Origin of the sequence: Erythrobacter sp. NAP1, from assembly GCF_000152865.1 — a bacterium.
GTDB lineage: Bacteria > Pseudomonadota > Alphaproteobacteria > Sphingomonadales > Sphingomonadaceae > Erythrobacter.
In genome coordinates this window covers 2,227,866-2,245,202 of the sequence record NZ_CH672390.1, presented here as the reverse complement: position 1 = coordinate 2,245,202, position 17,337 = coordinate 2,227,866, and the positions used below count along the sequence as shown (strand labels likewise).

The window sequence follows — 17,337 nt, the reverse complement described above, 5'->3', positions numbered from 1 at the left end:
GGTCAGTCTCCGGCACTCTCGCACGCATAGGGGACAGACACATGCTAACCGACACATCCATCGAACTGCGCAGCGCCAAGCCCAGCATCCTGATGCGCGTGGTCAAATGGCTGATGGCGAAGCGCAAGCCGGTCTTCCCGCACACCGCGCTCGAGTTCGAGGATTACATGGCGAAGCGTCCGCTTCCCAACGATGCATCGATGCCCAACCAGCTGAGGCACAAGCATAATGTGATCCACTGGACCGCCGCGCAGAACCCTGTCGTCACGATCCATCCGAAGTCCGGGCCGGGCGAGTGGCACATGCTCTATTTCCACGGCGGCGGCTTCGTCTTGCCGATGTTCAAGGAGCACTGGCCGCTGATCGAGGCGATGGTCGAGAAATGCGGGGTGAGCGTCACCGCGCCGCTTTATCCGGTCGTGCCTGAAAGCTCGTGGGAAGCGCAGGACGCAGTCGCCGACGCCACCTTTGCCAAGCTTGCCGAGGATCACGATCCCGCGAAGATCATCCTCAACGGCGACAGCGCGGGCGGCCATATGGCGCTAAGCCTTGCACTCAGGCTGGCAAAAGCCGGCGGACCGCAGCCCGGTAAACTCGCACTCTTCGCCCCGTGGCTAGATGTGACGATGGCAGACCCGGCGATCGAGACGGTCGAGCCGCACGACATCATGCTCAAGATCGGAACCCTGCGCTCGTGCGGGATCATGTTCGCAGGCGAGCGAGCACCCGGCAGCGCCCAATGCAGCCCGCTCTACACCTCGAAAGAGGATCTGGCGCAGCTGCCGCCAACCCGCATCTGGACCGGGCGGCATGACCTATTCATCATCGATTCCCGCACCTTCACCGGCAAACTGCGCGATGCGGGTATCGACGCAAAGCTCTACGAATACGAGGCAGCGCCGCACGTCTTCATGGCGATCGTCCCCACTCGCGAGGCAAAGGATACGCTCGCGCTGCTCAAGGACTTTATCGAGGAGTAGGTCAGGCGAAGGTTACGCCGGTCATCTCTTCCGACATCGCCCAAAGCTTGTCCGCCGCCACCGGGTCGAGCGCGTAAGTGCGAACGCCGCTATTCGGCGATGCGTCGTCAACTTCGGCAACGTTGCAGTCCTCGCAATAGAGCCCGCCTTTGCCCTCAAGTTCGTCGGCGGTCGCTGCCCAGGTCTGCGTCGCTGCGCCTTGAGGGATCGTCTTCCATGAAAAGCCGGGGTCGTTCTCGGTCACTCGTTCGACCAGTGCGGCGGATTCTTCCTCCGACATGTGTCGGCCGAGGTTGGTCTGGATACCGCCGGGATGCACTGCATATGAGTGGATACCCTTGTCGCCAAAGCGCTTCTCGAGCCCGACGGTAAACAGCACGTTGGCAGTCTTTGACCGGCCATAGCTCAGGAACGGCACGTAATCGGTGCTCTCGAAATTGGGATCGTCGAAATCGACCGGCGCGATGTGATGGCCGCGGCTCGACAGGTTCACGATGCGCTTGTCCGTGCCCGCCTCGACCAGCGGCATCAAATGCTTGGTCAGTGCAAAGTGGCCGAGGTGATTGGTGCCAAGCTGCATCTCGAACCCGTCGTCGGTGTGCATCTTGGGGCAGGCCATCACACCGGCATTGTTGATAAGCAGGTCGATCTTGTCGAAACGCTCATTCGCCTCAGCGCCCGCCGCATGCACGCTGTCGAGCGAGGCGAGGTCGCATGTGATCGTCTCGAGATTGGCGTCGGGAACTTCCGAACGGATCGCGCTGACTGCTTCGTCGAGCTTGCCCTGGTCGCGCCCGGCGAGGATCACGTGAGCGCCCTTGGCAGCCATCGCCCGGCCGGTTTCCTGCCCGAGACCGGAATTTCCGCCGGTGATGAAGACCGTCTTGCCCGACAGGTCCTTGCCCTCGAGTACTTCGTCTGCGGTCGTGTCGTGGCCGAATTCGCTCATGGTGCTTCTCCCGAATCTTGTATGTGGCCTGTTGCGCAGGTTTGAGCTAGCCATGCAAGCCATGAAAAACGCTCTGTTTGCCGCCGCGACTGCGGCTCTCGCCACGCTTGCTCCCACTCACGCCTTTGCAGAGGCCCATGAGGATGCAGAAGCGCCCAAGTGGTCCATCGCGATCCACGGCGGTGCGGGCACGCTCAGCCCCGACAACATGACGCCCGAACGCCGCGCGCAGTATGAAGCGGCGCTTCAGGAAGCGCTCGATGCGGGCGCGCAGATTCTGGCCGATGGCGGCACCGCGATGGAAGCGATCCAGGCGGCGATCATCCCGATGGAGGACAATCCGCTGTTCAACGCAGGACGCGGTGCGGTGTTTACGTGGGAGGGAGAGAACGAACTCGACGCCTCGATCATGGACGGACGCGATCGCAGCGCAGGTGCGGTCACGGGCGTTACCACCGTGCGCAATCCAATCCTGCTCGCCGACCGCGTGCGCACCGACAGCCCGCATGTCTTCCTGATGGGTGAAGGCGCGGAGCAGTTCGCGCTCGAACGCGGTTTTGACGTGACCGGCCCTGAATGGTTTGCGACCGAGGCGCGTCGCCAGTCGCTCGAGCGGATGAAGGCTGAGGAAATGTCCGCGCTCGATGTCGATCACAAGTTCGGCACGGTGGGCGCGGTGGCGCTCGACCAGGACGGCAACCTTGCAGCGGGCACCTCCACCGGCGGCATGACCGGCAAGCGCTGGGGCCGGATCGGCGATGCGCCGGTAGTTGGCGCGGGGACTTACGCGGACAATCGTTCTTGCGCGGTGTCGGCGACTGGCTGGGGTGAGTACTTCATTCGTGTCGGCGTGGCGCAGGAGATCTGCACGCGCTTGCGGATGCTTCAGCCGCCGCCTCCCGAGGTAATCGCAATGCGCATCAATGAGATCGGCGAAGTCTTGGAGGACGATGAGGGAGCCAACGAGATGTTCGAGTTGATCATGTCGGAGAATGCAAAAATACCGCAACAGATCGCTGATGGCGTCATGGCCGAGGTCAAGGAACTGGGCGGCGATGGCGGGATTATCCTTGTCACGCCAGAAGGCAACGCGCTCTACAGTTTCAACACCACCGGCATGTATCGCGGCCGCGCGACCAGCGATGGCGTCAACGAAGTGGCGATCTTTGGCGGCGACGTCGAAGCAGAGGCGTCAGACACGCCCGACCACTAAAGCTCGCCAAGCTCGCAACCGCGCGCTTCGAGGATCGGCTTCATCTCCCAGAACGCCGCCGGTGTGCGCGTGAGCGGGATGTAGGGGTGCAGGTGGTGCACGATGTGAAACTGCATCCACATCGAGCCCCAATTGCCGACCTTCGACTTCCACGCGCGCGAATTGCGATAGCGCCCTTGCTCATTGCTCGGGTGATGCGGCGCCCAGCTTAGGAAGAAGACGATGTAGGTTATGGCGATCTGATAGGGCAGCCACCACAAGAGCAGCGCTTCCAAGGCATAGCCGTTCCACGCAAGCGTCCCGAGGATCGCGATGAAGCCGATCTTGTAGGCAAGGCTCAGCAGGATCAGATCGGTGCGCCCCGCGCGCATGATCGAGGCGGCGTAATCGTGATTGCGCTTCGCATTGGGCTGGCGGTTCTTGATGGCATACCAGATCGCCGACCACGGGCCCGGAGCCTTGGTGGTTATATCGACGTCGAGCTCGGGGTCATTGGTGTGGCGATGGTGGTCGAGGTGAGTGATGCGCAGGACTTCGAAAGGGAAGATCAGCATCCAGCTCGTCGCGTGGCCCACCAGCTCGTTGAGCCAGCGAAGCTTTGTGCCGGGGCGTGCGATAATGTCGTGCTGCGCTTCGTGGGTGGGCAGATAGACGAGCGCCATGTTGATCGTCGCGATCGGAAACGCGATCCAGAGCGGCAGCAGCCCAGAAAAGACCAGTGGCCACAGCGACAGCCACACCGCCATATTGGCAAAGGCCCAGATCACCGCATCCCACGGCACCATGCCCGAATGCTTGCGCGCGATCTTGAGCTCAAGCCGCTTCAATTCGCCGTCGGAAAGCTGCGAGAGATCTTCGGGCAGGATCGGGGACTGCGCGTTCATATCCACCGCCCCGTGACCTGAGCGAACAGGCCCCAAGCGCCGCCGACAATCAGCGCGAATGTGAGTGTGGAGAGGCCAAACGGCGCGCCAAGTCCGAGCGCGCGCATCCCCTGATCAATCACAGGCACCAGGAATGCGAAGGCAAAGACGAGCGGCAGGCTGGCTGCGACAAGTTTGAGTGCGCGTTCCATGATCCCTCTCCTGACCGACCGGTAGCAGATCGAAACTTGAGAGACCAGTCAGCGCGTCAGAAGGGCCAGCGATCGGGCCTTTCGGCAAATGCACTCAAGACCTCGCCGACCCTTGCGAGTGCGGCTTCGGCAGCCGGATCGAGGCCATTGACAATGGTGCGCGGGCGGAAATAGGTCGCGAAGGTGAAGGGGCCCGACTTCCACTTTTCGCCGTCGCCGCTCTTGTCCGCTGGCGGCTCGACAAAGCCGATATCGACATAGAGGCTCTCCATGCCCAGCCATAGCGACGTGCCGGTCTTGTCGCCGCCGACCAGTTCTTCGTGCAGGCCCGCGCGCACACGCCGCACACCTGTGGGCGTGTCGATCATCCATTGGCGCAAGGTCGCCCGATCTTCGTCAGGCAGGATTTCGCCGTATGCGAGTGCTGCCACCGTGCGCGCCATAGCTGCGGGCGTAGTGGTGTCGCGATATTCGGCGACTGGGACATTGTTGAGCGCAGGTTCATATCGGTCGAGGCGACTGACATTATCGCCGATCCCGCTCCAGAACGCGGTCAGCGCCGCCGGGCCGCCATATTCGCGAAGCAGTATGTTGGCGGCGGCGTTGTCCGAAAACTTCTGCGTCGCCTCGGCCAGTTCGCGCAAGGTCGCCCCTTCGATAAGACGCCGCGTGGTGAAGGGCGAGACGGCCATGAGGTCGTCTTCGCTCCACATGACGCGCTTGTCGGCATCGACAATGCCGAGCGAATCCGAGGCCAGCACCATCGCGGCAAGCGACAGTTTGAACGAGGAGCAATGGCCAAAGCGCCGGTCCCGGTTGATCCCGACCGAGTGACCGGTCGAGACATCGAACAATTCGACCCCCAGCGTGCCGTTCGACTCTCCTTCGATCTGCCTGAGCATCGCCTCGAACCGGTTGCCCGGACCGAATTGCAGCTGGGTGCCCGGCGGCAGGGTGATGTCGGGAAGGCGCGTCGAACACGCGCTCGCCGCGAGCCCAGCGCCCAGCGCACCAATGATGAATGCCCGCCTCTGGATCGTCATGAGAACTTGTCCGCCTTGCGTTTTCCGAAGCGCATGTCGCCTTCGAGCTTGGCCCGCAATTGCGCATAAAAGGCTTCAAGGAAAGCGCGTTCATCGCCTGCGCCCGGATCCCAGCCGATCTTCCTGCAGATCGCGGCATGCGCGGCGGCGAGAGATTCGGGCTGATCTTCGCGCAGCATGCGTTCGAGCACCTGCAATTCGTGCTCGCCATAAATCGATAGCTCGGCCTCGCCGAAATCGTAGCGCGCGCCGGTGACGTCGCTCTTGCCGTTCGCAGCCGAGCCATTCACCGACAGCGCGTCTGCGAGCTTTGCGCGCGGAGCCTCGACCACCCATGTCCCTGCGATGATATCGCCCGCCCGAAGCGCGTCCTTGTTGAAGAAGGGGAAGGCCATGAAGGTGAGGAACCAGACGAGGCCTGCGAGCCCGAAGCTTCCCGCCTGACCGCTCGGCGCGACGAGGAGGAAGATGAGCGGCATGAACAGTTCGATATCGCGAAGGAGGTTGCGCGCGACCACTGCTTCGGGCGTGAGCCTGCCGCCGCCGCGCGCAGCCACGCGAATGCCGAGCACGCGCTTGCCCCAGGTCGCGCCGCGAGGGCCCAGTTCGAAAGCGAGGAAATAGCCGTAGCGCGCAAGGAAGAAGGTGAGGATCAGGAATATGTTGACCGCTTCCGATGCCCCGGTGGTCACCCCGAAGGCCGAAGCCAGCATTAACTCGGCCGCCAGCCAGATCACTAGCAGGTAGATCGCAATCATGGCCGTGATGACGAGCACGAAATCGAGCACGAGCGCACCCAATCTGCTTCCGCGCCCTGCAACACGGATGGGCAGCGCGATGCCTTCCGGCGTGATTATCTGGCGCAGGCGCTTGTCGGCAGCCGCCTGCCGGGTCTGCGATGGGGAGGCTGTTGCCATGGTCATCCCGCCGCCTCGCTTTCATGCGCGGCGGAGGCGGGACGATAGAGGAAGAAATAGGACAGCCAGAAGGCGAGGAACGCTCCGCCGATCACGAAGCGGCTGCCTGCGCCTTCCACCAATTGGCGCGGGAAGGCTTCGAGCAGCGCAGCGACGATCATCATGATGACCACGCCCACCATCACGACCGCTCCCCGCCGCCCGCTCTCAGCGGCTGCATCGAGTACCGACTTATCGCCCGGAAACGCCATCGAGCGGCCGATATGCAGGCCCGCCGCCCCGGCAAGCAGAATGCCGAAGAGCTCGGTCGTTCCGTGAACGCTCAGCCATGCAGCAAATTCGATGCCGAGACCTGCCGAATCGAACAGCCAAATCATCGCGCCCAGCACTGCGAGGTTGTGAATCAGCAGCAGGAGCGAGGGGATGCCGAACGCGAACCCAAGTGCGAATGCGAGGATCGAGACGCCCGCATTGTTGCTGAAAAGGGAGGCGGCGAAAGTCGACAGCCCGCTCGCGCTTTCCTCGACCGCGAGCGTCGCCATCAATTCCTCGCGGCTTGCTCCGGGCACGCGCGTGTCGACGAACTGCGTGGGCACGAGCCGATAGTACCAATCAACATCGCGCACGACGAGCAGCCAGCCCACAATCGCGCCAGCGACCATCACGAACAATGCAATGCAGATGTCGAGCCAGATCTCGCGAACGGCGCGGCTCCAGCCACCGAAAAGGAACCCGCGAAACCACGCGAAGAACCCTTGGCGCGGGCCGTAGACCTGGAACCATGCGCGCTGCACGAGGCCCTCGAGATAGCGCAAAGTCGCTGCGTCGAGCGATGTTTCCCTCGCGACCGACAGGCTGGAAGCAGCGGTGCGGTAGAGCGTCGGCAGCGCAAGTAATTCGGCATCGTCGATGCGCGACAGGCCGCCTTTCTCCATGCGCGCAACGATATCCTCAAGCCGCTTCCAATCGCCCTCTCGCTCCAGCCGGAAGCGGTCTGAGCGCAAGGTCGCGCTTTCGATATCGACTGGCGCTGCGACTTCGCCACGCCCGAACCAGCTCGAGAGGAGAGGCGAATTCATCCGATCGCCTCGCTGCGCTTGATCCTGAAATAGCTGTCGATCAGCTGGTAGCCGATTTGTTCGTAGGGGGCCTCGATCACGTCGACACCCATTTGGCGAAGACGCTGGAGCACGATCTGGCGCTGATGAAGCAGGCTGTCCGCCGTCACCGATTTTGCCAGCGTGGTGATGGATGTGGGCTCCTCGGCGATCATTTCCTCAAGCTCGCTGTCGGCGATGGTGACAAACAGGACGAGGTGCTTTGACACCAGTCGCCCGATGCTTTCGACCATGAGTTCCGCAGCGGTCGGGTCGGTGAAGTCGGAGAACAGTACGATCAGCGAACGGCGCTTGAGTTTCGAGGTGAGCGTTGCGAGCGCTAGCGTGAAGTTCGGCTCGCTCGCATCGTAGTCGAGGCCCGCCGCTGCGCTTTGCAGGCGGTGGAAGGAACGCGTGTCGCTGACGAAGGGGGTCATCAGCTGCGGCCTTTGCGAAAAGCCGAACAGCGCCACCCGGTCCCCGCCTTTGAGCGCGACATAGGAGCATGTGAGCGCTGCCGATACCGCTCGGTCGATGCGCGGCATCCCATCAACCGGCTCGCACATCGCCTGACCGCAATCGAAGGCAAAGACGATCGGGTTGTTTCGCTCGCTCTCGTTTTCGCGGGCATAGAGGTGATTGTGCCTCGCGCTTGCCTTCCAGTCGATCCGGCGGCGGTCCATGCCCGGTTCGTATTCGCTCAGCGCTTCGAACTGAGTGCCTTCGCCGCGAATACGCCGCGCGATGAGGCCGGTCTGAGCGTCGCGCAGGAAAGTCTGCAATTCTTTCGAGCGCACGGGCGAGAGATCGGGCCAGATGCGTATTTCTTGCGTCAGATCGCGGCTGGTCTGGCGCGCTCCGATGCCCAGGGGGCCGGTCCAGCGCAGCCACGCCCTGCTCAAGGCTGCGGTCCCGCGACGCGCGGGCAGGGCCCCGAATGTGCCGCTCTGTGCACCGGTATCGGGTTCGGGCACCAGCGCGATCGTGGCGCGACCGCCCGGGGCGAGCCTTGGGTCGAATTCAAGCGCTGCCTCGACGCCGCTCACCTGACTGCGGTCGAAGCGAGCATGCACGTCGAGCTCGGTCGGCTGGCCGATCTCGGTGTCGTCGGGCGCGATCACCTGCCAGTCCTCCACGCGGCCTGCAAGCATCCCGTCGAGCGCGATCAGCGCGGCGAACGCTACCGCCAGCACCGGGGCTACCACCCACAGAGCAGGAGAGACCGCCGCAATCACCAGTGCCACTGGGGCAAAGCCAGCTGCGATCCATGCCGCGCGTTCGGTCGGGACCAGGGGAAGGGCGGGGGTACCTGCCATCGGACTAGCGCGGTGCCTCCGTGCTTTCGATGAGTTCGGCAACCAGCGCCTCGATATCGCGTCCGTCGATCTCGGCGGCTGGGCTTAGCGTCAGGCGGTGGCGCAGGACCGGGAGCGCGAGCGCCTTCACATCGTCAGGGATCGTGTAATCGCGCCCTTCAAGCGCCGCGCGCGCCCTTGCAGCGCCTGCCAGCATGACCGCCGCGCGCGGCGACGCGCCCACCGCAAGTTCGGAATGCTCGCGCGTCGCGCGCACAAGCCTCACGACATACTGCGTGATCTCGTCCGCCACAGCGACCTGCGAAAGCGCGGCGTTGGCGCTCGAGAGGATCTGCGCATTCGCGACGGCCGTGACACCCAGATCCGCCGGGCGAGTGGGCCCGGATCTCGAACCATAGCTCGCGACAATCCGAGCCTCCTCGGCCTCATCGGGATAAGGGACGAGCAGCTTGAACAAGAAGCGGTCGAGCTGCGCTTCGGGCAGCGGATAGACGCCCTGGTTCTCGATCGGGTTCTGCGTTGCGACGACCATGAATTGATCGGCCAACTGGTGCGTCTCGCCATCGAGCGTCACGCGGCGTTCCTGCATCGCTTCGAGCAGCGCGGCCTGTGTCTTGGGCGGCGTGCGGTTGATCTCGTCGGCGAGTAGCAATTCGCAGAAGATCGGCCCGCGCGTGAGGGTGAATTGGCTCGTCTGGAAATTGAAAAGGTTGGAGCCGAGAATGTCCCCGGGCAAAAGGTCAGGCGTGAACTGGATGCGTCCGAAATCGAGCCCAAGCGCGGTCGAGAAAGACTGGGCAAGGAACGTCTTTGCCGTGCCTGGCGGTCCTTCGAGGAGAACGTGACCACGACTGACGAGGGCGACGAGCAGCTGGTCGACCATGTCGCTTTGCCCAACAATCGCCTTGGCGACCTCTGCGCGGATCGCGTCGGCTAGATCGCGCAGTTCGGCGAGACTCATGCCGCCTGTCTGGGGCGGTGTATCAGTGCTCATTCGGCGGTTTTCCCTGTTAGTCTTGAAGTGAGCGCGCTCATTGCCTTGGCGGCGCGCAGGATTTCGGTGGGGCTGCGGGCATCGTGAAGCCGCGCTGCGAGACGGGAATACGGCTCTTGATCGGGCAGGCGCTGGGCGAGGGCGGCGTCGATCTTCTCGCTGTCAGGCCGCGCGACCCCGAGCGCCTTGCCGACGCGTCGCTCGGTTAGCCGGATGAATGGGTCTGCCAGCAAGCCCAGCCTGCGGGCGCGAACGATCAGGCCTGCTCCATTGCTGACCAGCTGGTGCTTGCCAAAAGCAATCGCCTGACCGCTCACAGCCGCCGGACCAAAACGAAGAAATGCCCTCCAGCCGACGATGAAAAGCGCAAGGATCAGGCAAAGTGTCGCTGCAAGGAATGGGGGGCGGAAGGCCAGCGTCAGCAGGTTCATCGTCTGTCCGTAGCCAAGATAGGTCATGTCGAAGGTGACAGACTGCCCTTCGACATTGCTCGCTTGCCGAATGAGGTCGAGCGCCAGTCCTGCGCGTTGCCCGTCGGCGAGGCCGAAATTGTTCACAAGGTCTGGTTCGACGACAAAGATCAGCCGGTTGATGCCTTCGTCGCCTGCAACCTGAAAGGCGAGCGAATGGCCGGCGGTGTTAGTGACGATAGCTTGTTGCCCCTCATTCTGCTCCGCATGCAGCATGATCCGGGTCGGCATCCTTCCCTGCCGGCCATCGGCGTACCAACGAGGCGTGCCGCTCCCGCCGAATTCCTGAGCGCCGTAAGTGAACGCGTAAGGTTCGGGCAGGTCTTCGGTCCAAGGTACGGGCGCAGTGCGCGACAGCGTCACCCAGTCATCGCGCATGCGAATCTGGTCCTCCTCGACGAGCTCACCTTGAGGCGGACCGGCAATCCATTTGGGCAGGATCACGAGGGTAGGGCCATAGAACCGGCGCGATTGCAGGGTGTCGGCAAACTCCTCGAAATCGACATTCTGTGGCGGGGTCAGCACCAGCAGGTTCGAGGTCGTAAGGCTCTCGCGACTACGCGAGCGTTCGACATCGAGCCCTTCGGCCTGAAGCAGTCGATAGAGGCCCGAATAACCGTTGAGGCCATTGGCTGAGGCATGCGCACGGCCCGGACGCTCGCCGCCGGTATCGCCTGCGCTGATAAAATAGAGCATGGCGATGAAGGCAGTGAAACCGACCAGCACGATTGCGAGCACCGCTCCCCTGCTGAACGGCGATCTGCTGTGAGCGCTTGCTGGCGTAGCTGCCGTGGTCATGCGCTCGCCTGCTTGATCTCGACGCGCGCAAAATCTGCATAGGCGGCGCGAGCCGCTTCCCAGTCCTCCTTGCTGAGCGAGCGCAGCGCGAAAAGGCTGCGTTCGACGCGCTCGGATATCGCCCCGAACGCCGCGCGCGCCCGGTCCGATAGCGCGGGAAGCGCGGCAAGCTCGCGCGCGGTGCTGGAAGGTTCGACCCAGTCCGGCTTTGCCGCCGCGATCTGCCGCACGCTGCGTTGCAAGAGAAGCCGCGTCGCTTCATCGAAGCGCCCCTGAGCGGCAAGCTCGTCAGCATCTTGCAGCAGGGCTGTGCTTTCCTTCTGGTCGGGCTGCCATTCAGGCTCGCTGGTCGCGCTTCTGGGCATCTGGCGACGGCGCGAAATGAGGCCGATATTGCGCGCGATCAGATAGAGGACGAAGGCGATGAGCAGGGCGAGCAGCACCCACTTCATCACCGGCCAGCTTTCTCCGAAAAACGCCGCAACCGGAAACAGCACCTCACCCAGCCATGCAAACACCTCGCGTAGCATTTGCGAAAACCAGCTCGGCTCTGCCGGCTCGGGCAGCGGAGGTGGAACAATCGTCAGTTCTTCAAACTGGATGTCGCGCGCTTCTCTTAGCTCGCTCCAGCTTTCGGGGACGGGCGCGACGGATGTGGGATCAGCCAATGCGACCTCACGGCTCGCCTCAGGCGGAAAAGAGGGCCGCGTAATGGTCTGCGCCGCGTTGCTCATGCTCTTGCAGTGGTGGCACGGCTCATCGGCGCGCGCAACCGGCTTGGCTGACAGCCATGCTTAACCGCGTTTGCGGGCCTGTTCGTAGGTGCCGAGCAGGCGCAACTCCTTGGAATGAAACGCGCACTCCTCCAGCGCGCGGTCGACCGCCGGATCGCCAGGTGCACCGATAATGTCGGCATAGAACATGGTCGCCGAAAAGCTCGCCCCGATCTGGTAGCTTTCGAGCTTGGTCATGTTGACCCCGTTGGTCGCAAACCCGCCAAGCACCTTGTACAGCGCCGCCGGGATGTTCTTCACCTCGAAGATGAAGGTGGTCATCGCCGGTTTGCTTTCGTCGTGTGTGATGAAAGTGGGCCGGTCGGCAAGGATGACGAAGCGCGTCATGTTGTCATGCGCGTCCTCGACGTTGTTCTCGATAATCTCGAGGCCGTAATGTTCAGCCGCGATAGCCGGAGCGATGGCGCCGATCGTCCTGTCGCCAATTTCGGCCACATGAGCCGCAGCGCCAGCCGTATCGATGTAGCTCAGCGGCGTGATCCCGCGCTCGTGCAGATATTTGCGTGATTGGCCGAGCGCCTGTGGGTGGCTGTAAACCGCCTCGATCCTGTCGCCGTCTGTGCGAGGGCCGGGCGCCATCAGCGCGTGGTGGATCGGCATGAAATACTCGCCCACGATCGACAGCCCGCTTTCGGGCAGCAGGAAGTGGATGTCGGCGACCCGTCCGTGCTGCGAGTTCTCGATCGGGATGATCGCCTGACCTGCGCGCCCGTCCTTCACCGCTTCGAGCGCGTCTTCGAACCCGAAACACGGCAGCGGCAACGCGTCGGGACGCGCTTCGATCGCGGCGCGGTGCGAGTTCGCTCCGGGGGACCCCTGGAATGCAATGGCGCGTACAGGATCGGCCGCGGCGGCAGAGCGCAGCGCGTCGACAATGTGCAGGGCAGGTGCGGGAAAACTTTTCATGTGTATCGGGCGTGCTAAAGCTCTCATACAGGGGCGGCAAGAGGGCTTGCGAATAGTGCACGAATAGATGTTGCGTTTCGCCTTGCACGCGCGCGAGGGGGGCATTAAGGGAGCGCCGGGATGACAAACGACAATTCTTCAAAAAGCACGCCGGAAGCCGAAACTGGCTCGGGCGACATGTTCAACACAGCCGCAGGCTGGGTCCTGTTTGCAGGCGTGGTTGGCCTCGGCCTCTCGATCCTCGCCAGCAAGTATTTTCACGCCGACGATCCGCAGCGCCCTGAAACGCTGGGCTATGTGATCGAGCTTCCGGACGTGGAAGAAGGCCCCTCGGGCCCGACCTTCACCGAAGCGCTGAGCATGGTGACCGCTGCCGATGGCGAGCGCGTCTTCGCCAAGTGCTCGGCATGCCACAGCATTGAAGCGGGCGGCGCTAACGGCGTTGGCCCGAACCTTCACGGCATCATGGGCGCGCCGGTCGGCAACGTTTCGGGCTATTCCTACTCCAGCGCCATGGCGAGCTTTGGCGGCAACTGGGGCTGGGAAGAGATGAACAATTGGCTCGACAATCCGCGTGGCTACATGGACGGCACCAAGATGGGCTTTGCCGGCCTGTCGAGCATCGAAGACCGCGCCGCTGTCTCGCTCTACATGAACGAGAACGGTTCGGGCATTCCGGTGCCGGAATTCGTGCCGCCGGCTGAAGAAGCCGAAGAAGCGGCCGAGGGCGAGGCAGAAGCCGAGCAGGACGTCGCTGAAGAGACCTCCGAAGAAACCGCAGCCGCCGAGGGCTAAGCCCCGGCATCCTCAGGGGGTTATTCGCGCCCCTTGAACCCCTGAGCCACGACATACCACTCCGACGAGCCCTTGCGGCTCGCGGGTGGTTTGGCGTGTTTGACGGTCTTGAAGTGCCTCTTCAGCAGCTTGAGCAGCTCGGCATCGGTGCCTCCGGCCAGCACCTTGGCAACGAATGCCCCGCCTTTCTCCAGCGTCTCGACCGCGAACCATGCGCCCGCCTCGACCAGCGCCATCGTACGCAGGTGATCGGTCTGTTTGTGACCGACCGTGTTTGCCGCCATGTCTGAAATGACGAGATCAGGCGGACCTCCCAGGGCCGATTCGAGCTTTTCGGGCGCAGCGTCGTCCATGAAATCCATCTCGAAGATTGTAACGCCTTCGATCGGTTCGGTCGGGAGCAGGTCGATGCCCACGATCTCTGCCTTCGGAGCCTTCGCGCGAACCACCTGGCTCCAACCGCCCGGCGCAATGCCTAGGTCGACCACGCGCCTCGTGCCGCGCAGGAGCGAGAACTTTTCGTCGAGTTCGAGCAGCTTGTAGGCCGCGCGGCTGCGATAGCCATCGGCCTTCGCCTGCTTCACATACGGATCGTTCAGCTGGCGTTGCAGCCAGCGTGTCGAACTTTCGGTCCGCTTCTTTGCGGTCTTAACCCGCTTGTCGGGGTCGCGGCCTGAACGTGCCAAGTCTTATTCTCCGTTGCGCGGTGTTGGACGACCGGCGCGATTCTCATGCAAGGCTTTGAGGCTGCGCTCGCTGTGACGTTCGGCTGCCATCAGACTGCGAAGGATACCTTCGCGAATGCCGCGATCTGCAACGCCAAGCCGCTCTGCCGGCCACAAGTCGAGGATCGATTCGAGAATGGCGCACCCGGCTACGACCAAGTCTGCGCGGTCCTGCCCGATGCAAGGGAGCTCGCTGCGCTCCTGAGGTGACATGGCCGAAAGCCTTCCGCTGATATCGCGCATTGCGGCAGAGGGTACGATAAGCCCGTCCACCGCCTTGCGATCATAGTGAGGCAGTTCAAGGTGCAGGCTCGCAAGCGTCGTGACCGTGCCCGATGTGCCGAGCAAGCGGATATCGCTGCTCTTGGCGGCATCGGCGATCCTCCCTGCGAAGGGGGCAAAGGCGTCGGAGACGATGCCGCGCATCTTGCGATAACGCTCGATCCTCGCCTCGCGGCCCGACTCGCCGCGCCCGACAGTGTCGGTGAGCGAGACAACGCCCCAGGGTACACTCTGCCAGTCGATGATCTCGGGGATCTTCCCGCCTGGCTTGAGTAGCACCAACTCGGTCGAGCCGCCGCCAATGTCGAAAATCACCGCCGGGCCTTCACCCGATTCTAGAAGGATATGGCAGCCAAGGACGGCAAGGCGCGCTTCTTCCTGAGCGGTGATGATGTCGAGCATTATGCCGGTCTCGCGCTTCACGCGCTCAATGAACTCCTCGCCATTGGTAGCACGCCTGCAAGCCTCGGTCGCGACCGAGCGGGCAAGACGCACATTGCGGCGGCGCAGCTTCTCAGCGCAGATTGCGAGCGCACCCACGGCGCGGTCCATGGCCTCATCAGACAGTCGCCCGGTCTTGGCCAAATCCTCGCCAAGCTTCACAACCCGGCTGAAGGCGTCGATGACGGTAAAGTCGCGGCCAGAGGGGCGGGCAATGAGCAACCGGCAATTGTTCGTGCCCAGATCGAGCGCGGCGTATGCCTCGTTCTTGCGCGGCTTGAAATTGGTGCGGTGGGGGTCGTTGAGAGCCTGCGCGTGGTTTGCCGGGCCACGCGCTGCGTCCGGCTTTGCGGAGCCGTTGGCGCGAGCAGCGTTTGCGCGGGAATTTGCCTGGCGCGACCCTTTTCCCTGCTGGCTGGAGCGTTTGTAGCGAAAATCGGCTACCTTGCCGGACTTGCCGCTCCGTTTTTTACCAGCTCTCCTGTTTTCGTCCGGCGGAAGCGCATCCGCCATAAACCTGATCTTTCCTAATCACTGACGCGAACCTCTTGCGCCAGCACCTGATGGCAACGCTAACCCAAGCTCTGCGCAAGAGCAAGCAAGTCGCCCTTGACCCAGCCCCCGCACAAAACTAGATGCCCCCTCTCGCGTGGCGCCGGACACTGATTCCTTGGCCCCTTCGCGCTGATGCCCCGTCGTCTAATGGTAAGACTACGGACTCTGACTCCGTCAATTGAGGTTCGAATCCTCACGGGGCATCCAACTTCTCTCGTTTAACAAACCGCTAACACGGCAAATTCATTTGCCTTGCCGCTGTCACGCGGCGGGCCTAGGGGCGTTCTCCTATGACTGAAAAAGACCTAACAGACCGCAAGTTCTACCGTGCCGGCGAAGAGAGCCGGTTCGCCGACGAATCCCCCGAACGCACTCCGCAAACCGAGCATCCCGCCTACAAGCTCGCTTTCCGCGACCACGATTTCCTGCTGCGCGACGAACTTCGCCCGGTGCGCTTCCAGCTTGAGCTGTTGAAGCCCGAAATGCTGCTCGACGAAGCGCGCGTGGGTTCGACCATGGTGATGTATGGCTCTGCGCGTATCCCTTCACCCGAAGAGGCGCAGGCCAAGATCGACGCGGCCAAGAATGCCAGCGAGTACGAGCAGAAGGTCGCGCAGAGCCTTGCCGACAAGGCCAAGTATTATCACGAGGCCTACAAGCTCGCGCGGCTCGTTTCCGAAAAGGCGATCATCGAAGATGGCAAGCGCCAGTTCGTCGTCACCACCGGCGGCGGTCCTTCGATCATGGAAGCGGGCAATCGCGGCGCCAGCGATGCGGGCGGAGAGAGCATCGGCCTCAACATCGTGCTGCCGCACGAGCAGGCGCCGAACTCTTACGTCACGCCTTACCTGTCGCTCAACTTCCACTACTTCGCGCTGCGCAAGATGCACTTCCTGCTGCGCGCGCGCGCTGTTGCGGTGTTCCCGGGCGGCTTTGGCACGTTCGATGAATTGTTCGAGCTTCTGACCCTGATCCAGACCGGCAAGATGAAGCCGATCCCGATCATGCTGTTCGGCAAGGACTTCTGGGAGCGCGTCGTCGACTTCGAAGCGATTGCCGAAGAAGGCACGATTGCGAAGAGCGATCTTGACCTGTTCAGCTGGTGCGAAACCGCCGAAGAGGCGTGGGATTGCGTGTCGAAGTTCTACGAACTCGAGCAGTAACCGGCGCTACTTGAGGCTCCTGACGGCGTGATGGCCCAGCGGGCCATTGCCTGCACCAAATCCGGGCGCTTCCTCGATGGCGCGCAGCACGAAGTTGCGCGCCAGCCGCACGGCATGTTCGAGCGGCTGGCCGTGGCCTAGCAGCGTCGCGATTGCCGATGACAGCGTGCAGCCCGTGCCATGCGTGTGCGGCGTGTCGATCCGGGCATGCTCGAACTGCACTGCGCGTGCACCCAGCGCGCTGTCGGGCGCGTAGAGGACGTCGACGATGCGAGCATCCTCGGTATGCCCGCCCTTGGCGAGCACGGCAGCGCCGCACTTGTTCGCAAGCTCCTCTGCGGCTTCTGCCATCTCAAGCGAGGTGCCGAGGCTTCGTTCAAGCAGGTGAGAAAGCTCAGGCACGTTGGGGGTGATCAGTGCAGCGCGCGGGAACAGCGTGTCGCGAAGCGCTGCTATGGCCTTCGGATCGATCAGCGCCGATCCGCTGGTCGAAATCATCACCGGATCGAGCACGATCGGGACCGACACGCCATCGAGAGCATCGGCCACGGCCGCGATGATCTCGGCATCGTGTAGCATCCCGATCTTGATCGCATCCACGCCGATATCGTCGATGCACGAAGCGATCTGCTGCGCGACCACGTCACCCGACATGGGGGCGATCGCCTGCACGCCGACGCTGTTCTGAGCGGTGACCGATGTGATGGCGGTCATCGCATAGCCGCCGAGCATCGCGATGGTCTTGATGTCGGCCTGAATCCCGGCACCCCCGGAAGAGTCCGAACCAGCGATCGAGAGAATACGAGGCGGGGCCTTGGCCATCT

The 17,337-nt window shown here is 63.0% G+C and carries 18 protein-coding genes and 1 tRNA gene; 5 read left to right on the top strand and 14 right to left on the bottom strand.

The window, feature by feature from the left end; genetic code table 11:
* Positions 1-41: 41 nt before the first annotated feature.
* The gene (locus NAP1_RS10635; protein ID WP_007165293.1) at positions 42-980 is read left to right on the top strand and encodes an alpha/beta hydrolase; all 939 of its coding nucleotides are present in this window, start codon (positions 42-44) and stop codon (positions 978-980) included.
* A 1-nt stretch (position 981) separates the two neighbouring features.
* On the opposite strand, the gene NAP1_RS10630 is transcribed toward NAP1_RS10635, so the two are convergent.
* Positions 982-1,929, bottom strand: coding sequence for an SDR family NAD(P)-dependent oxidoreductase (locus NAP1_RS10630; RefSeq protein ID WP_007165292.1), 948 nt, complete (start codon positions 1,927-1,929; stop codon positions 982-984).
* 61 nt (positions 1,930-1,990) lie between these two features.
* Here NAP1_RS10630 and NAP1_RS10625 point away from each other — a divergent pair, with 61 nt between their 5' ends.
* The gene (locus NAP1_RS10625; protein ID WP_050750480.1) at positions 1,991-3,142 is read left to right on the top strand and encodes an isoaspartyl peptidase/L-asparaginase family protein; all 1,152 of its coding nucleotides are present in this window, start codon (positions 1,991-1,993) and stop codon (positions 3,140-3,142) included.
* On the opposite strand, the gene NAP1_RS10620 is transcribed toward NAP1_RS10625, so the two are convergent.
* The 10 genes from NAP1_RS10620 to NAP1_RS10575 all read right to left on the bottom strand — a co-directional run bounded on the left by NAP1_RS10620 (position 3,139) and on the right by NAP1_RS10575 (position 12,552).
* Positions 3,139-4,026 carry a fatty acid desaturase gene (locus NAP1_RS10620; protein ID WP_007165290.1) on the bottom strand — a complete coding sequence of 296 codons (888 nt, stop codon included), beginning with the start codon at positions 4,024-4,026 and terminating at the stop codon, positions 3,139-3,141. The genes NAP1_RS10625 and NAP1_RS10620 overlap by 4 nt on opposite strands.
* The gene (locus NAP1_RS10615) at positions 4,023-4,217 is read right to left on the bottom strand and encodes a hypothetical protein (RefSeq protein WP_007165289.1); all 195 of its coding nucleotides are present in this window, start codon (positions 4,215-4,217) and stop codon (positions 4,023-4,025) included. The genes NAP1_RS10620 and NAP1_RS10615 overlap by 4 nt, the downstream gene beginning before the upstream one ends.
* Positions 4,218-4,273: 56 nt before the next feature.
* Positions 4,274-5,260 (bottom strand): class A beta-lactamase, encoded by a 987-nt coding sequence (gene bla / locus NAP1_RS10610; RefSeq protein ID WP_007165288.1) that lies wholly within the window; start codon positions 5,258-5,260, stop codon positions 4,274-4,276.
* Positions 5,257-6,183 carry an RDD family protein gene (locus NAP1_RS10605; RefSeq protein WP_007165287.1) on the bottom strand — a complete coding sequence of 309 codons (927 nt, stop codon included), beginning with the start codon at positions 6,181-6,183 and terminating at the stop codon, positions 5,257-5,259. Before NAP1_RS10605 ends, bla begins: the two co-directional genes overlap by 4 nt.
* Complete coding sequence (locus NAP1_RS10600; RefSeq protein ID WP_007165286.1) at positions 6,180-7,256, bottom strand: stage II sporulation protein M; 1,077 nt, start codon at positions 7,254-7,256, stop codon at positions 6,180-6,182. The genes NAP1_RS10605 and NAP1_RS10600 overlap by 4 nt, the downstream gene beginning before the upstream one ends.
* Positions 7,253-8,590 (bottom strand): DUF58 domain-containing protein, encoded by a 1,338-nt coding sequence (locus NAP1_RS10595; protein ID WP_007165285.1) that lies wholly within the window; start codon positions 8,588-8,590, stop codon positions 7,253-7,255. The genes NAP1_RS10600 and NAP1_RS10595 overlap by 4 nt, the downstream gene beginning before the upstream one ends.
* A gap of 4 nt (positions 8,591-8,594) precedes the next feature.
* Entirely contained in the window at positions 8,595-9,551 is a 957-nt protein-coding gene (locus NAP1_RS10590) for a MoxR family ATPase (RefSeq protein WP_007165284.1), read from the bottom strand.
* Between the two features lie 29 nt (positions 9,552-9,580).
* On the bottom strand, positions 9,581-10,852 hold the full coding sequence (locus NAP1_RS10585; protein ID WP_040464414.1) for a DUF4350 domain-containing protein: 1,272 nt from the start codon (positions 10,850-10,852) through the stop codon (positions 9,581-9,583).
* Entirely contained in the window at positions 10,849-11,520 is a 672-nt protein-coding gene (locus tag NAP1_RS10580) for a hypothetical protein (protein ID WP_040464938.1), read from the bottom strand. Before NAP1_RS10580 ends, NAP1_RS10585 begins: the two co-directional genes overlap by 4 nt.
* A 126-nt stretch (positions 11,521-11,646) precedes the next feature.
* Entirely contained in the window at positions 11,647-12,552 is a 906-nt protein-coding gene (locus NAP1_RS10575; RefSeq protein ID WP_007165281.1) for a prephenate dehydratase, read from the bottom strand.
* 120 nt (positions 12,553-12,672) lie between these two features.
* Here NAP1_RS10575 and NAP1_RS10570 point away from each other — a divergent pair, with 120 nt between their 5' ends.
* Positions 12,673-13,347, top strand: a complete 675-nt coding sequence (locus NAP1_RS10570) for a cytochrome c family protein (RefSeq protein ID WP_007165280.1) — start codon at positions 12,673-12,675, stop codon at positions 13,345-13,347.
* A gap of 20 nt (positions 13,348-13,367) precedes the next feature.
* On the opposite strand, the gene NAP1_RS10565 is transcribed toward NAP1_RS10570, so the two are convergent.
* Both NAP1_RS10565 and NAP1_RS10560 read right to left on the bottom strand, forming a co-directional pair.
* A complete protein-coding gene (locus tag NAP1_RS10565) occupies positions 13,368-14,033 on the bottom strand; it encodes an RlmE family RNA methyltransferase (RefSeq protein ID WP_007165279.1) in 666 nt (221 codons plus the stop codon).
* A gap of 3 nt (positions 14,034-14,036) precedes the next feature.
* Positions 14,037-15,308: a Ppx/GppA phosphatase family protein gene (locus NAP1_RS10560; protein ID WP_007165278.1), complete on the bottom strand. Its 1,272-nt coding sequence runs from the start codon at positions 15,306-15,308 to the stop codon at positions 14,037-14,039.
* Positions 15,309-15,483: 175 nt separating this feature from the next.
* Between NAP1_RS10560 and NAP1_RS10555 the strand changes: the two genes are divergently transcribed.
* Together NAP1_RS10555 and NAP1_RS10550 are read left to right on the top strand one after the other, a co-directional pair.
* Positions 15,484-15,557, top strand: a tRNA-Gln gene (locus NAP1_RS10555).
* A gap of 83 nt (positions 15,558-15,640) precedes the next feature.
* The gene (locus NAP1_RS10550; RefSeq protein ID WP_007165277.1) at positions 15,641-16,513 is read left to right on the top strand and encodes an LOG family protein; all 873 of its coding nucleotides are present in this window, start codon (positions 15,641-15,643) and stop codon (positions 16,511-16,513) included.
* A gap of 6 nt (positions 16,514-16,519) precedes the next feature.
* On the opposite strand, the gene thiD is transcribed toward NAP1_RS10550, so the two are convergent.
* Positions 16,520-17,335, bottom strand: a complete 816-nt coding sequence (gene thiD, locus NAP1_RS10545) for a bifunctional hydroxymethylpyrimidine kinase/phosphomethylpyrimidine kinase (RefSeq protein WP_040464413.1) — start codon at positions 17,333-17,335, stop codon at positions 16,520-16,522.
* Positions 17,336-17,337: the final 2 nt, after the last annotated feature.